At 45.3% G+C, this 15,060-nt stretch carries 10 protein-coding genes; 7 read left to right on the plus strand and 3 right to left on the minus strand.

The features are described 5' to 3' along the window. Positions 1–23: 23 nt before the first annotated feature. Positions 24–1,586 (plus strand): YHYH protein, encoded by a 1,563-nt coding sequence (locus KO501_RS15200; protein WP_216030510.1) that lies wholly within the window; start codon positions 24–26, stop codon positions 1,584–1,586. 26 nt (positions 1,587–1,612) lie between these two features. Beyond that, entirely contained in the window at positions 1,613–2,122 is a 510-nt protein-coding gene (locus KO501_RS15205) for a hypothetical protein (RefSeq protein WP_216030511.1), read from the plus strand. A 15-nt stretch (positions 2,123–2,137) separates the two neighbouring features. On the opposite strand, the gene KO501_RS15210 is transcribed toward KO501_RS15205, so the two are convergent. Further along, positions 2,138–2,824, minus strand: coding sequence for a sulfotransferase family 2 domain-containing protein (locus tag KO501_RS15210; RefSeq protein WP_216030512.1), 687 nt, complete (start codon positions 2,822–2,824; stop codon positions 2,138–2,140). Positions 2,825–3,294: 470 nt separating this feature from the next. Here KO501_RS15210 and KO501_RS15215 point away from each other — a divergent pair, with 470 nt between their 5' ends. From KO501_RS15215 to KO501_RS15235, 5 genes are all read left to right on the plus strand, one after another. Continuing rightward, a complete protein-coding gene (locus KO501_RS15215) occupies positions 3,295–6,258 on the plus strand; it encodes a TonB-dependent receptor (protein ID WP_216030513.1) in 2,964 nt (987 codons plus the stop codon). A 99-nt stretch (positions 6,259–6,357) separates the two neighbouring features. Continuing rightward, a complete protein-coding gene (locus KO501_RS15220) occupies positions 6,358–7,971 on the plus strand; it encodes a tryptophan halogenase family protein (RefSeq protein WP_216030514.1) in 1,614 nt (537 codons plus the stop codon). Between the two features lie 8 nt (positions 7,972–7,979). Then, a complete protein-coding gene (locus KO501_RS15225) occupies positions 7,980–8,714 on the plus strand; it encodes a SapC family protein (RefSeq protein WP_216030515.1) in 735 nt (244 codons plus the stop codon). Between the two features lie 38 nt (positions 8,715–8,752). Then, complete coding sequence (locus KO501_RS15230; RefSeq protein WP_252728434.1) at positions 8,753–9,793, plus strand: cupin-like domain-containing protein; 1,041 nt, start codon at positions 8,753–8,755, stop codon at positions 9,791–9,793. A 16-nt stretch (positions 9,794–9,809) separates the two neighbouring features. Next, on the plus strand, positions 9,810–11,291 hold the full coding sequence (locus tag KO501_RS15235; RefSeq protein WP_216030516.1) for a tryptophan halogenase family protein: 1,482 nt from the start codon (positions 9,810–9,812) through the stop codon (positions 11,289–11,291). A 69-nt stretch (positions 11,292–11,360) separates the two neighbouring features. Here the strand turns inward: KO501_RS15235 and KO501_RS15240 are convergent, their stop codons facing one another. Both KO501_RS15240 and sstT read right to left on the minus strand, forming a co-directional pair. Continuing rightward, positions 11,361–13,463 carry a tetratricopeptide repeat-containing diguanylate cyclase gene (locus KO501_RS15240; protein ID WP_216030517.1) on the minus strand — a complete coding sequence of 701 codons (2,103 nt, stop codon included), beginning with the start codon at positions 13,461–13,463 and terminating at the stop codon, positions 11,361–11,363. A gap of 83 nt (positions 13,464–13,546) precedes the next feature. Next, the gene (gene sstT, locus KO501_RS15245) at positions 13,547–14,773 is read right to left on the minus strand and encodes a serine/threonine transporter SstT (RefSeq protein ID WP_216030518.1); all 1,227 of its coding nucleotides are present in this window, start codon (positions 14,771–14,773) and stop codon (positions 13,547–13,549) included. Between the last annotated feature and the right edge of the window lie 287 nt (positions 14,774–15,060).

Here is a 15,060-nt window from a genome sequence, read left to right on the forward strand (position 1 = left end):
TTTGCCACAAAAAGTGAATTATCATGGATAAAAAATTGTGCTTTTTAAGAAAATCTCTTTTGTGTTCAGCTGTGCTGCTCGGTTTATCAGCCTGCTCGGGAGACGATTCAGAGAGTGAAGATACAGATTCCGTAGACGCCATACCGACGGTGGATGCCGGCGACGATCAAACCGTTGACGAAGGAGACACCGTTACATTATCAGCAACCATTGAAGACGATGGTGACTACAGTATCAGTTGGTCGCAAACTGGCGGTAACTATACCGCAGATCTTTCAAATTCTGATTCAGCTTCACTTTCATTCACCGCCCCCGACGTTGATGCTGATGATGAGCTTACCTTCGAAATCTCTGTTGACGACGGTGTGAACGCCGCCGTATCAGATACGGTAATGGTTACCGTCAATGATACGTCTGACAGCAGTGATTCAGACCTTGATACCAGTGTATGGATCATCAATGAAAGCGGTGAATTGTCTGAACATATTCTCGACTCAAATACCGGTATCGGAGTGGAAGTCAATGTTCAGTCTGTGGATCTTGAAGAGGTTGATGGCAAAGACTACATTGTGGTCTCATCCCAGGGGATCCCAAATTACGAAACTCTGATCACCCAAGATATACACGATGGATTAACCGGGCGCCCTAAAGCCAGTTCAGATTTTGCGGATGGCAGCCCTACAGTATCGGTAGGCGATGTTGTCTCTTTTGGTGAAGATATTGGCTACAACAGTAACACTAATTGCACCCTTGATTATGGCTATGGTTATTGGCCGCCTGGTCCTGAATGCCCAACTCAAGATGAAAGAACCGTATACCTTCCTGCCGAACCTACACCTGCGGAAGAAGACTGCGAGAATGGCCTCTCTAAAGTAGGCATAATGGTAAATGGTACATCCATTTACAACTGGGCCGACGGTATGAGTTACAACAATCAAGGCGATTGGCAAACCCTCGCGCCAGAGGCAGAATTATATGATGTAGACATATGTGGCGGCCATGCTGCGGGTACAGATTATCACCATCATTTTTATAGCTCCTGCCTCGCAGACCTGTTGCAAGATGATGGCTCGGCCCACTCCCCTTTATATGGTTATGCCGCCGATGGCTACCCGATTTACGGTCCTTACGAGGCTGCCGGCCAACTGGCTGTAAGCTCGTGGGTGGTTCGTGATTATTCCGATCCAACAGTAGGCTGTGATGATGAAGCGCGCAGTTGTAGCCTCGTTGATCAATATGATATTAGCCTTGGCACAGAAGAAGTCAGTGATGGTCCAGCATTTGATGAAGTGGTCACTTCGTTATCCAGCAACGAGTTTGTCGCCGAAAATGGCTTTTATTATGAAGACTACTATTGGGATAGCTCGTTAACGGCGTTAGGCGGTGTATACCTCGATCAATACAATGGTCATACCGATAGTGAACGGGGCTACCATTATCACATGACGTTAACCATAGATGAAGACAACAATATCTCTCCAGCCTTCCCCTATATCATTGGTACACGTTACGCGGGACAACTTGAAGATAATGCCATGGCGTCATGCAGTAGTGATGTACAGGGCCCGGGTCCCGGTGGTTTATAGACTGTCCATTATTAACAGGAAGCGTCATGAAACAAGCTCACCTTATCCCGATCTTGGCGATGCTATTGGCACCATTAACCGCCAATAGCATTGAGATCCATGATCACGTATCAAAAGATATTGGGGCCAATACACCGGTCCCTAAAATAGAAATCCATATTTTTAAGGACACCATGGATGGCGTGAATCTACACGTAGCGGTGGAAAATTATTCGCTGGATGCGCCAGACAACGTAACGAACAAAAGTGATTTAACCGATGATGGGGTATTGCAAGGTCATGCCCATGTGTTTGTTAATGCCACTAAGTTCAGTCGTCTATATGGAAACGATATGCACATCCCTGCCTCTGCGCTAAAAGAGGGCGTAAATCAGATTGCCGTATCGTTAAATAGCCATAATCATGAAAACTGGGTAAAAGACAATCAAGACATTGTTAGCTCAGTGTTTTTCGATTTATCCAAAGACCCCATTATTCTGCATAACTTTACGTCTCAACCTCTTGAGCACACATACATGCACCATAGTGGCCACTAGCATGTGGTTTACCCCCTAAAACACATACGCATGCATATCAATTTCACGGGAAAATGCCTGAGCAACAAAGCGTTGTTGCTCGGGTGTATATACCTTTTGATAAGGGCGATGATCATCACGATAGTTCCCTTTTGCTCGCACCCCTAACCCGCCGTCAAAAGGAATCGATAATTGTTTAAAAACCTCGCCTAATTGGCTATCTAACGCTTCATAGTTTAATACTCTATCAACCAGTACATTCCCTCTCTGATCGCAATATTTAGGATAATTAAGGCACAATTTTCCATTAGCAAAATACTGATCTAACGTCATATTCATATTATGGCGCTTTCTTAACATATGGTAGTGAGATAAGGTTTTATCCCAAGGGTTTCGATCCACACAGAATTTAAAATAATTATTCCAAATAGATTTAGGTACGCGATGCTTAACATTTACTGCAGAAGCGTGATTTCTAAACTTTTTCCCCTTCATCCAATGTCCTAAAACAGTCATTCTCTCTTTTGTAGAGGCCTTACACATCTCAGGAATCGGGTTCCAGTAACCCCGATAATGTTGGGCTTGATGCGGCGCCACCGCAGGATAAATTGGCGTAAGAATGTCTTGCTCGTCACAAAATTGGGAAAGGTACACTTCAATACTGGTACCCGCCGTTTTTACGGTTTTGATAAAAATAAACTTATGTTTGTGGGAAATAATCACAGTGCGCCCCGACCTTTAAATCTGTATGACTTGTTGATTGAATAGACTGTATAACCCTCTAATAATTTTCTAATTTTACCTTTATTTACATTTGCAAATGCATTCCAAGGTTCATCCGTGCTCTTTGTCTTGCGCCAATTCGTCTCACCTTCCCCCTTACAAGCATGATAAATAGCCAACAACACCAACTTAAGCAGAGAATTAAAGAATGAAATGTTAGCAGTTTGTAAATAGTGGATTTAACATTATAAAAACACTTGCATTACAACTCCAACCTACGTAAATTACATGTAAGCGCTTACAAAGCACTATATTACAAATTGTAAGCGCTTACATTACTAGTTAGCGCTATATCTAATGTTATGATCAATTTAGCAACAACATCGAATAGCGCATGCCAAGTGAATAGTGAAGTGAGAAAGAAGACCTAAAACGTCCGCTCATCTTCAACCAACACGGCTGGGAAAACCATGAAACCAAACGCATTTAAAAAGACTCATTTAGCGACAAGTTTGTCGTTCGTATTAGGCGCAATGACCACTTTGCCTGTTCTGGCGCAGCAAAGTGAAGGATCGAATCTTGCCACCAACGACGTTGAAATCATCGAAGTTAGCGGCATACGCGGCAGCTTGGCCAAATCCATGCTAACGAAAAAAGCGGCATCGGGTGTTGTGGATGCCATCTCTGCTGAAGACATGGGGAAATTTCCTGATACCAACTTAGCGGAATCGCTACAGCGTATCACTGGGGTCTCCATAGACAGAACAAATGGCGAAGGCAGTAAAATCACGGTGCGTGGTTTTGGTCCCGATTACAATATGGTTACTTTAAATGGCCGCCAAATGCCGGCGGCGAATATTGAAGAAACCAGTGCCTCCTCCTCCCGCTCATTTGATTTCGGAAATCTGGCTTCTGAAGGTTTTTCAGCCATCGAAGTGTATAAAACTAGCCTAGCATCCCAGCCAACAGGCGGTATCGGTTCCACGGTTAACTTGGTTACGGCTAAGCCTCTCGACAATCCTGGGTTAAAAGCCAGTGTTGCCGTAAAAGGCGTGTACGATGGGTCCACCGATACAGGCAGTACCGTAACACCTGAATTATCCGGTATTTATAGTCAAACATTTAATGATGATACCTTGGGTATTCAATTAATTGGCTCTTATCAAAAACGAGATAGCGGCGTTTCCAGTGCCGAAACAAGTAGCGGTTGGTACACCATTAAAGGAAACGGCGGCGATTGGGGCTCGTTACCCCAAGACGGCAGCTTTGAAAATCCACCTGGGGAAAACGACGTTTACTCGGTGCCCCGAAACCTCGTGTATAACTTCGACGAAGTCAGCCGTACCCGGGTAAATGGTCAGTTAACATTACAATATCAACCCACCGATGATCTTACTGCAACACTGGACTATACGTATTCAGAACTCGAGACCCACACCACACGACAACAGCTGTCGACCTGGTTTAATGGAATTCCTTCCTATGGCGAATACACCGAAGGCACAAATACCGTTGGCTCAGTTATCGGCCCTGTTATTTACGCTGATGATACAGGGACAGATATTGGGTTAGGCACCAGCGATTACACGACCTTTAATAAAAACAATTCCCTAGGCCTTAATCTTAAATGGGTAGCCAATGACAACCTCAACCTTGAGTTAGATGTTCATCACTCTACCGCTGAAGCAGGCCCCGCCAACAACTGGGGTAGCAGTAACGTTATTAGTGCGGTGCAGTTCGACAGAGTTTCCACAGAAGTGGATTACTCTCAAGATTTCCCAATAATGAGCATTACCTATGCCGACGGTGTGGATGGCCTTGACGCTAGCAGAATGTCTACCTCAGGCACTTCATTTCGCAACAGTTACATGAAGTCTGAAATTAACCAGGCCCAGTTCCGAGGTAACTATTTCTTCGATGATGGTGTCATTACCAGCATTGATTTTGGTATTTCTAGTACCGAAGTTAAAAACCGCTCTGCTTATTCTGTTGCTCAACGGGATACATGGGGAGGCTATGGCACCGCTGACGATTACCCTGATGATATTTTCGTTCAGGAAGATTTAGCCAGTCAATTTGATGGCATACTTGGTAGCAACGCAGACAACTTAGAAGCCTTCTATTATTCCAGTGATTTTGGCGATTTAATTGATGCCATTTCCGCCATCGCATCGGCTAATGGCGAGACATTGAGCACCTGTGGCACTGAGCTGTGTATGGATCCGGAATATTCCACCGATCGCCGTGTAACAGAACAACAATACGCCGCCTATGTGCAAGCGAATATGGAGTTTGATATTGGTGACATGGTGGCGTGGATGTCATTAGGACTGCGCTACGAAGACACCAACGTTGACTCAACCTCATTGGTTCCTAACTACAATGAAGTACAGTGGGTATCAACCAATGAGTTTTCCGTCATAGATGACGGCGAAACACAATTTGTGTCTTTGTCAGGTGGTTATGACCATATTTTACCGTCCATCGACTTCAAGCTTGAGGTGGTAGAGGATCTCTACACCCGTGCCTCATACAGTAAAACAATCACCCGCCCTGGATATGCTGACATACAAGCCGGACTGACGGTTTCTCAGGGTGCGAGGGCACAAGGCGGAACAGGCTCAGTCGGTAATCCTGATTTACTACCTTATGAGTCGTCAAACATTGATATAGGTACCGACTACTACTTTGGCGAAGGTAGTTATGTATCGGCCGGCTATTTCTATAAAAACGTTAAAAATTTCATCGGTTCTACGGTTTATACCGACACCCCTTATGACGTCTATACGCCAGTGGGCGGGGAACGTTATCAAGAAGCCCTGTCGGTGCTAGGTGACGATGCAGAGCTTGTGGATATTCGTCAATACTTCATCGACCAAGGTTATGCCGATGCAGATGGTGTGATTGTGGGCATTGAAGGGGAAGATCCGCTACTGGAGTTTGATATCACGCAAAAAGTGAATTCTGATGACACCTACACCGTCGATGGCTTTGAATTCGCCGTTCAGTATTTATTTGGCGATAGTGGCTTTGGTACCTTGGTAAACTACACCATCGTCAATGGCGATGTGGAATATGACGATTACCTGGTTGGCGAAACACAATTTGTCTTACTAGGCTTAAGCGACACCGCCAATGCCGTTTTATTCTACGAAAACGACGATTGGGAAGTACGGGCGGCATGGAATTGGCGAGATGAGTACCTTGCGGCTACCATTGACGGCAACGGCGGCGAAAACCCAACTTATGTTGAAGCCTACCAGCAGCTAGATGTGAATGTACGCTATCACTTCTCAGAAAACCTGGAGGTCTTTGTAGAAGGGATCAACGTAACCGGCGAATATAAACGCAGTCACGGTCGCCATGAAAACATGGTGGTTGGTGTATACACGGCTGAACCTCGATACAATATCGGCGCCCGATACACCTTCTAAAAGCACTACGGAAATATGGCAAAAGGCGTTGCTGCAGGGATGCAACAACGCTTTTTTGTTCATCGTAACATCACATTCAACGGCCAGGAATGATGCCCCATGACAGCAAAAAATAATGACGACACTATCCACTCTATAGTCATTGTTGGCGGCGGTGCAGCAGGCTGGCTAACGGCAGCCATTATTGCCGCAGAACATAACTTACCCAATAACCCTGCCTTAAATGTCACCTTGGTGGAATCCCCCGATGTGAAAATTTTAGGTGTAGGCGAAGGAACATGGCCAACCATGCGCGATACACTGCGTAAAATTGGCATTGATGAAACCACGTTTTTATTGGCTTGCGACGGTTCATTTAAACAAGGCACCCGGTTTATCAACTGGCGCACCGAAGCCACTGATTCAACAGTACAAGACGTCTTCGATCACCCCTTTGGCTTACCCGCAGGCTTTTTTGATACAGATATGGCCGCTTGGTGGTTGCTCAATCAAGAAGCAAACCCCCTAAACAACGGTGAATTTTCCACCCTGGTTAGTACCCAAACGAGCCTATGCGATCATTTCAAAGCCCCTAAACAGTTGCAAACCCCCGCCTATGCCGCAGTGGCTAATTATGGCTATCACCTTAATGCCCATAAATTTGCTGAATTGCTCAAAAATCATAGTATTAATAGCTTGGGCGTGACGCACACTCTGGCCCACATAGAAAAAGTACAAGTGGATAGTAATGACAACATTATTGCCCTTGAAAGCACCGCCAAAAACGGCGAAAGCTCCCTTATCAAGGGTGATCTATTTATCGACTGCAGTGGTTTTGCTGCCAAACTGATCCAAGGTCATTATCAACAGGCCATAACGCCTGTCTCGTCGGGGCTAAAGAATGACAGCGCCATCGCCGTGCAAGCAAATTATGCCCATGAGCAAGGCCCTATCGCATCGGCTACCTATTCAACGGCCCACTCCCACGGCTGGTTGTGGGACATTGGCTTACCCTCCAGAAAAGGCGTAGGGTGTGTATATAGCAGCCAATACTGTGACGAAGACACCGCCATCTGTACGTTGTTAAATTATTTAGATAAAGACCCTTCAACGGCCCCTGTGGATACCGCAGCCTTAAGAAAAATCACCTTTACACCCGGCTATAGGAAGCAACCTTGGGTAAACAACTGCGTCGCGATTGGCACATCGGCTGGATTTGTTGAACCTTTGGAGGCGTCAGCCTTGGTAATGGTGGAGCTTTCGGCAAAATACGTCGCCGAATACCTGCCGGCAACAAAAACTCTGGCAAGGCAAATGGCAAAGCATTTTAATTCCAGTTTTAGTCAACGCTGGCAACGTATTATCGATTTTCTCAAACTACATTATGTATTGAGTGAACGTACCGATACGGAATACTGGCGGGTGATGCGTGACCAAGCAACCGCATCAGAGCAACTAAATGACTGGTTAGCACAATGGCAACACAGACCGGTTGCTATAGGCGATTTTATTTATGCGCAAGAGCTTTTTCCTGCAGCAAGCTATATGTATATTTTGTACGGCATGCAAAGGCAACCTAAAACCGCCCTTAACAAGGCTCGCTATACCTCAGAAAAGTTAAATGCCGCGCAGCTAGCAGTAAAACAAAATCAGCAACGTACTCTACAACAACTGTCGGCCCTGCCCACTAATCGTGAATATATCAACGCCATGCGCCATCGCGCGGGCTTATAGGACTCTTTATGGCAAACCATGCGCTACTTAACAATAATCAACATAAACACCTTCACATCATTGAAGGATTCGGTGACGCCTACGGACACGATCAAATGTGTGTCCCTGTGTTTCCCGCCGAAGCTCGACACGCCCAAGCACACTATCCTTTAGTTTTCGCCAAAGACGAAAAGGGTCAGTTTCAGATGGTGGCGTTACTCGGGGTTATGCAAAACGAAAACCTGTTTATTCATAACGGCCAATGGCGGGTTTCCTACAAGCCCTTGGTTATTGAAAAAGGCCCGTTTTTGATCGGTCGTAGTCGCGGAAAAAATGGCGAAGATGCCATGTCCATCTATGTTGACTTAGATGATCCTCGGGTTATCGATTCACCCACCCCCGTTGCCAATGCCCACCCGGTTTTTTTACCCCATGGAGGCAATACCGATTACATCGATAATATCGCCAATGTACTCAGTACCATTCATAGCGGCCAAACCGAAAACAGTGAATTTGTGACTGCATGCCAAGCCCTTGAGTTAATTGAATCCTTTGTTGTTGATATGGATATTGAAGACACGGGAACACATAGGCTTTCCGGTTTTTACACCATAAACGAAGACAAGCTCAAGCAATTAAAGGGCAATGATATTGCGGCCTTGCACGAAAGTGGTCACTTACAAACTATTTATATGATGTTGGCATCGCTCTCCCAATTAAGGCAAGTTATTGGGTACAAAAAAGCGGCGTTAGCCTCCGCTTAGGCATTGATTTCATTTAACGGTAATTGGAAGATAAACATTTGTCAGCATCAATAGATTTACTCAGCGCCTGCGCCTCTGTTGGCGAAGATACGCCTGCAAATAGGCACGACGAGGGTTTTAATTTAGCCGACACCCTAATGAGTTTAACCCAACCAAAGGTATTTCGCGGTTTGGTTTCTCACTGGCCAGTCGTTCACGCCGCCAAGCAATCTAATGCTGATTTGTGTGCCTACTTATCTCAATTTGATAACCAGGCGGTGGTAGATGCCCTTCAGTTACCCGCCGGCGAACATGGGCGTATGTTTTACAACAAAGACATGACGGGTTTTAACTTTAGCCGCACACGCATGCCTTTTCGTAACGCGTTAGAACGCTTACAGGTTTTATCACAACAAGATAGTCCCGACTCCCTGTATATCGGTTCCACTACCGTGGATAGTTGCTTGCCAGGTTTTCAACAATCTAACGATATAGGGTTAGCATCCTTAGCCCCTCTCGCCACCTTGTGGATTGGCAATAAAAGCCGTATTGCCGCCCACTATGACGCGCCTGATAATCTTATCTGCGTCACCGCTGGCAAGCGACGGGTAACCCTGTTCCCCCCAGAGCAAGTTGAAAACTTATACATAGGCCCGCTGCACTTCACACCCGCAGGGCAAGCCATTAGCTTGGTGAATTTTGCGGATCCTGATTTTGATAAACATCCAAAGTTTAAAGAAGCATTAAAGCACGGTCAGGTGGTGGAACTGCATCCTGGCGACGGGTTATATATTCCCTCTATGTGGTGGCATCACATTGAAGGGCAAGACAGCATGAATATGTTAGTGAATTTTTGGTGGCGTACCGCACCGCCTTATATTGGGCGCGCAGAAAATGTTCTATATCATGCCTTGCTTACCCTAAAGCAGTTACCAAAGGCGCAGCGTGAAGCGTGGCAAAAACTGTTCGATTTTTATGTCTTTAACCATGAACCAACACGGTTTAATCATATTCCACCGTCTAAACACGGCCCCCTTGGTGATATCGACGAAGCCACATTACGGCAATTTAAAGCCTGGTTGGCCAATAACTTAAAGTAGTATTCCAGAGGTATTTATGAGCAATTCTGCAAAGCAAAAGAAGCGCATTGTCATCGCCGGAGGCGGCACCGCTGGCTGGATGGCGGCCGCGGCATTTACCCGTCTGCTCGGAAAAGAAGTGGATGTCACCTTGGTTGAAAGCTCAGACATTGGCACTGTGGGGGTGGGCGAAGCCACCATTCCAACCCTGGTCTTTTTCCATAAGCTACTTAAAATTAACGAACAAGAGTTTATGGCAGCCACCAATGCCACCTTTAAACTGGGTATTAATTTCGAAAACTGGAAAGATCGGGATCACGCATATTTACACGCTTTTGGAGTCACCGGTAAGGATTGTTGGGCCGCTGGCTTTCAGCATTTTTGGTTAAGAGGGTTAAAAGAAGGGTTGGCGACGGATTTCGGTGACTACTGTTTAGAACGTCAGGCAGCCCATGGCAATAAATTTGCCCACTTACCCAAAAATGGCCTTAACTATGCGTTTCATATGGATGCCACAAAATATGCGCTATTTTTGCGTAACCTAGCAGAAAAAGAAGGCCTCACCCGAGTAGACGCCAAAATCGCCGATGTGACTTTACGTGAAGATAACGGCTTTATCCAAAATCTCCTATTAGATAATGGTGAGGTCATCGAAGGGGATATATTTATCGATTGCACCGGTTTTCGCGGCCTACTCATAGAAAAAGCCCTTCATACCGGTTATGAAGACTGGTCGCACTGGTTACCCTGCGATAGCGCTGTGGCGGTGCAAACCGAATCCGTGTCCACGCCCATACCCTATACCCGCAGCATTGCCAGAGAAGCCGGCTGGCAATGGCGTATTCCGTTACAACATCGAGTTGGCAACGGCCTCGTTTTCTGCAGTAACTATGTGTCAGATGATGACGCCATCTCTTCACTAATGAGCAATATTGAAGGCACGCCCTTAACCAAACCCAGAATTATTCGCTTCAAAACAGGAAGACGCCGTAAACAGTGGAATAAAAACTGTTTAGCATTAGGGTTAGCCAGTGGCTTTTTAGAGCCATTAGAGTCCACCAGTATTCACCTTATTCAACAAGGGATCGTGCGGTTTCTGCGGATGTTTCCCGTAGCGGGCATTGTTGAAGAAGATATTACAGAGTTTAACCGTCAGGCAGACTTTGATATTGAACATATCCGTGACTTTATTATTTTGCACTATCATGTCACCCAACGAACGGATACGCCATTTTGGCGTCATTGCCGACACATGGACATACCAGAATCGCTTTCTCATCGCATTGAGTTATTTAAGAAAACTGCCCGAGTATTTCGTGAAGGCAGTGAGCTATTTGATGATTCTTGGCAACAGGTAATGATAGGACAAGGTTTGATGCCAGAAAGCTATCACCCCATTGTGGATACCATGAGTAGGCAAGAGCTTGAAGCCCTTTTAAATGGCATACGCCACGGCATAACAAAAACCGTAGAAAAATTACCGCCTCATCAAGATTATATCGCAAGATATTGCTCGTAGAGGTGTTATCCCAGTAACACTCAACACCAACACAAGGCGTGGTGACTATAGCGACGTCTTGTGCTTTGGTTAATCTCCCGCCCTATTCGCCCGTTTTACCGTTACCCAATTTTGTTGGATGAACTGCGATAAGGTTTTTTTATTAAATTCGTCATTTAAGCAGCGGTTATCATTGACGGATTCTAGCCCCACCCAAGTATTTTTGCCTGCCTCTTTGGCTAGATACAAACACGCATCTGCCATGGCAAATAAGGTTTCCCAATTCCCCTTTTCCTCGCTATTTATCATACTCGGATAACAGGCATAGCCAATTGAAGCGGTAACTGAGATTAGCTTCCCTTCGTGGACGGCAAAGTGAGCCTCATTCAATGCCTGTTTAATTCGTCCAGCCAATCGCGAGGCACGTTTACGATCGACAAACCGAGCCACGGCAACAAACTCTTCGCCGCCCCATCGGACGACGTAATCCGATTGCCTAAATACCTGTGTGATCCGCTCGGCAAATTCCGCTAAGATTTCATCACCAATATGGTGACCGTAGGTGTCATTTACCGCTTTGAAATCGTCAATATCCAGCACAAAAACAATAAGATCAGAACGCAGAGGCTTGGGACTTTTCCCTTCACGCCAATCGGCATACTCCCGATCCACAAGCAGGATATCTGTGTCGATGAACTTTTCTAGATAGCGGCGATTTTTTAGGCCCGTTAACGCGTCGGTAATACTGTCAGACTCAACCAGTTTTAATGCCTGAACAAGTTGATCGTTCTTTTCGTTAAGCTCTCGGGTTTGCACTCGCACCTGTTCGCTAAGATATTGATTGTTTTTCCGCAGCAATTGTCTACGAAAAAGAAAGAACACCAGAATAGAAAGTAAAAGGATAAGTACAATAAACACATTTCTCAGTAAAAGCTGGCGATTGAGTTCCGCCTCCTGTAATGCCCGCTCTTTGGTTTGCAGCTCAAGCTCCAATTTACTGCGTATGGCTTCGGTTTGCGCTTGGGCAACAGAAATGGCTTTTAACTTACTTTCATCATTTAATTTTCCGTTAATTTCCATCAGGGTTTGTAACGCGCGATATCCCTTTTCATACCGGTTGCTGTGTTCCAGCGCAGCCACCTTTATTTGAAAAAACTGTTCTTCAACTGGCATACGCTCAGCGTTTTGCGCTTGTTGAATGCCCGTTTCAGCTAAGCTGACCGCGCGATCGTAATCTTCCACTTTCAGTGCAAGATCAGCAGCCACCAACAGCGTATTTAAAGCCAAAGCAGGATAATGGCCATCGGCATCTTTATACACTTGGTCAATAATCCCTTGGGCTTTTTCATACTCACTTGATGCAATATACACTTTGGCCAAAGTGAGTTTATACATGCAGGCATATTCAACAGATTGAGTTTGCTCAAAAAGACGAATGGCAGTGGTTGCGTGGCTTTTCGCCCGCTCCAACTCATCTAGATGATAAAGAGACTCAGCAATAAGACCGTTATTGAACGCAATGTTCTGTACCACGCCTTGTTTTTCGTCAATTTCCAGCGAACTGGAAAAATACTCCAACGCCTGTCTGTGGTTGCCTAGTTTGGCATTTAACCCCCCCAAGCTGTAAAACGCTTGGGAGGTTTCATTTTCATAGCCGGCTTCGATGGCCGTTTCTAGCGCGGTTTTATACGCTAAAATTGCGCCTTTATAGTCACCAATCGCACTTAGCACAAGCCCAGTATAACTATTCACCATGCTTTGGCCTTTGGTATCTGAATACAGATCAAACAATGTCTTGGCCTGATAGTAATAATCCAACGCTTGTTTATATTCAGAAAGGTTGTAGTAGGAATAACCTACATAGGTATAGGCATTGGCTAAGCGACTGTGTTGATGTTGCGCTTTTAAAGTGGGGATAGCCGCATAAAGTTTGTCTATGGCCTCTTGATACTGGTTACGGCTAATATCATTTTGTGCACGCACAACCTGTAAATCAGCAGTCACCATAGGGTCTGCTCGATTTGTAGCGATAACTGCGAGCTCTTCTGTGAGCTGTTCTGTCTGTTGTAACTTCCCTGCTTCTCTCGCCGCCACAATTGCCGTTTTAAGAGATTCAATCCTCTCGGCATCCTGCGCGTAAACGAATGGGAGTTGCATCAGCAGAATAAATCCGAATAAATTTACTGTGCGCATGAACATCCTGGACAAAATGAGTTTTACTAGCCTGACATGTTCATCTTAGATGTACCCAGTTTTTTTTCCACCATTTAAAGCAGTTAACGCAACTTTGTTTCCCCTCTGTGGCATGCCGCCGCGGTAAATAATACGTCCGTCGAACTGTTTAGTGCGGTTTCTGCCGAATCTTGTAGTACGCCTAAAATAAACCCTACAGCCACCACCTGCATAGCAACGTCGTTAGGGATATTAAACAAACTGCATGCCAGAGGGATCAGCAATAACGAGCCCCCAGCCACGCCGGAACTGCCACAAGCCGAAACGGCAGCGATCACGCTCAATAAAATAGCGGTAGAAATATCGACAGGAATATTCAAAGTGTGCACGGTTGCCAGCGTTAACACAGTGATGGTGATCGCCGCGCCGCCCATATTGATGGTAGCACCTAAAGGGATAGACACTGAATAGGTATCTTCATCTAGCTTAAGCCGTTCACACAGCGCCATGTTTACAGGAATATTCGCCGCTGAACTGCGGGTAAAAAATGCCGTAATGCCACTTTCTTTTAAACACCTAAACACCAGAGGATAAGGGTTGCGGCGGATCGTCAAATACACCAATAGGGGGTTAGTAACCAGTGCAATAAAAAGCATTACGCCAATTAACACCATCAGCAGATGGGAATAACCAAGCAACGCCCCAAAACCGGTGCTTGCCACTGTATTGGCTACCAAACCGAAAATACCCAAGGGCGCTAAACGGATAACAAATTGCACTACAAAGGTCACGCTTTCAGCCATATTATGTAATACAGCCTTGGTTGCTTCCGAGCTATGCCGTAAACCAAACCCTAATCCCACTGCCCATGTAAGTATGCCAATATAGTTTCCACTCACCAGGGCATTGATGGGATTATCCACCATATTAAATAATAAGGTATGCAACACTTCACCCACACCTTCGGGTGCAGATTGACTGACATCAGAAGTCACCAGACTAAGCGTACTTGGGAAGGCAAAACTGAACAGCACAGCACTAATAGCTGCGAGAAATGTGCCCGCTAAATACAAAACGAGTACCGGTTTAATATGGGTTTGTTGATTTTTTTTATGGTTCGCGATGGAAGCGGTGACCAAAACGAAAACCAACAAGGGGGCGATGGCTTTGAGGGACTTAACAAATAGTTCACCAAGTATCTCAACAGAAGATGCAGCAGTCGGGAGGAAAACCGCCAACGCGATACCGCTGACAATACCCACGACAATTTGCAATACAATATTAGTGCCCAGAAAGCGCTGAATTAAGGTTAAAGAACGAGTCGAAGCCATGTAATACAATCCAGATTTTTTTGCAGGGTGCACCATAAAGCATCATCACAAAAAAATAAATTTTTTAATGTCATCACAAAGGCTTAATCTCATTACAAAGACACAGTTACATTCATCACGATATATAGCCCAGCGCTATTTTGTGACAATTATGTCACCAATAGGTTTAATTTCCTGCTCTCTCCAAAAAAAAATCAAAAGTTATAAAATCACCTCTAAAAACCCCAGCAAGAAACTGATTTACCTAACATTAACGACTTACTCTTCGATACTAAAACTGCCTAATT

Source organism: Alteromonas sp. C1M14, assembly GCF_018860965.1.
Classification (GTDB): Bacteria; Pseudomonadota; Gammaproteobacteria; order Enterobacterales; family Alteromonadaceae; genus Alteromonas.

Bases quoted from the DNA above. Each gene is read 5' to 3' on its own strand.
- KO501_RS15200 (WP_216030510.1), top strand. From the start codon at position 24: ATGGATAAAAAATTGTGCTTTTTAAGAAAATCTCTTTTGTGTTCAGCT.
- KO501_RS15205 (WP_216030511.1), top strand. From the start codon at position 1,613: ATGAAACAAGCTCACCTTATCCCGATCTTGGCGATGCTATTGGCACCA.
- KO501_RS15215 (WP_216030513.1), top strand. From the start codon at position 3,295: ATGAAACCAAACGCATTTAAAAAGACTCATTTAGCGACAAGTTTGTCG.
- KO501_RS15220 (WP_216030514.1), top strand. From the start codon at position 6,358: ATGACAGCAAAAAATAATGACGACACTATCCACTCTATAGTCATTGTT.
- KO501_RS15225 (WP_216030515.1), top strand. From the start codon at position 7,980: ATGGCAAACCATGCGCTACTTAACAATAATCAACATAAACACCTTCAC.
- KO501_RS15235 (WP_216030516.1), top strand. From the start codon at position 9,810: ATGAGCAATTCTGCAAAGCAAAAGAAGCGCATTGTCATCGCCGGAGGC.
- KO501_RS15240 (WP_216030517.1), bottom strand. From the start codon at position 13,463: ATGCGCACAGTAAATTTATTCGGATTTATTCTGCTGATGCAACTCCCA.
- sstT (WP_216030518.1), bottom strand. From the start codon at position 14,773: ATGGCTTCGACTCGTTCTTTAACCTTAATTCAGCGCTTTCTGGGCACT.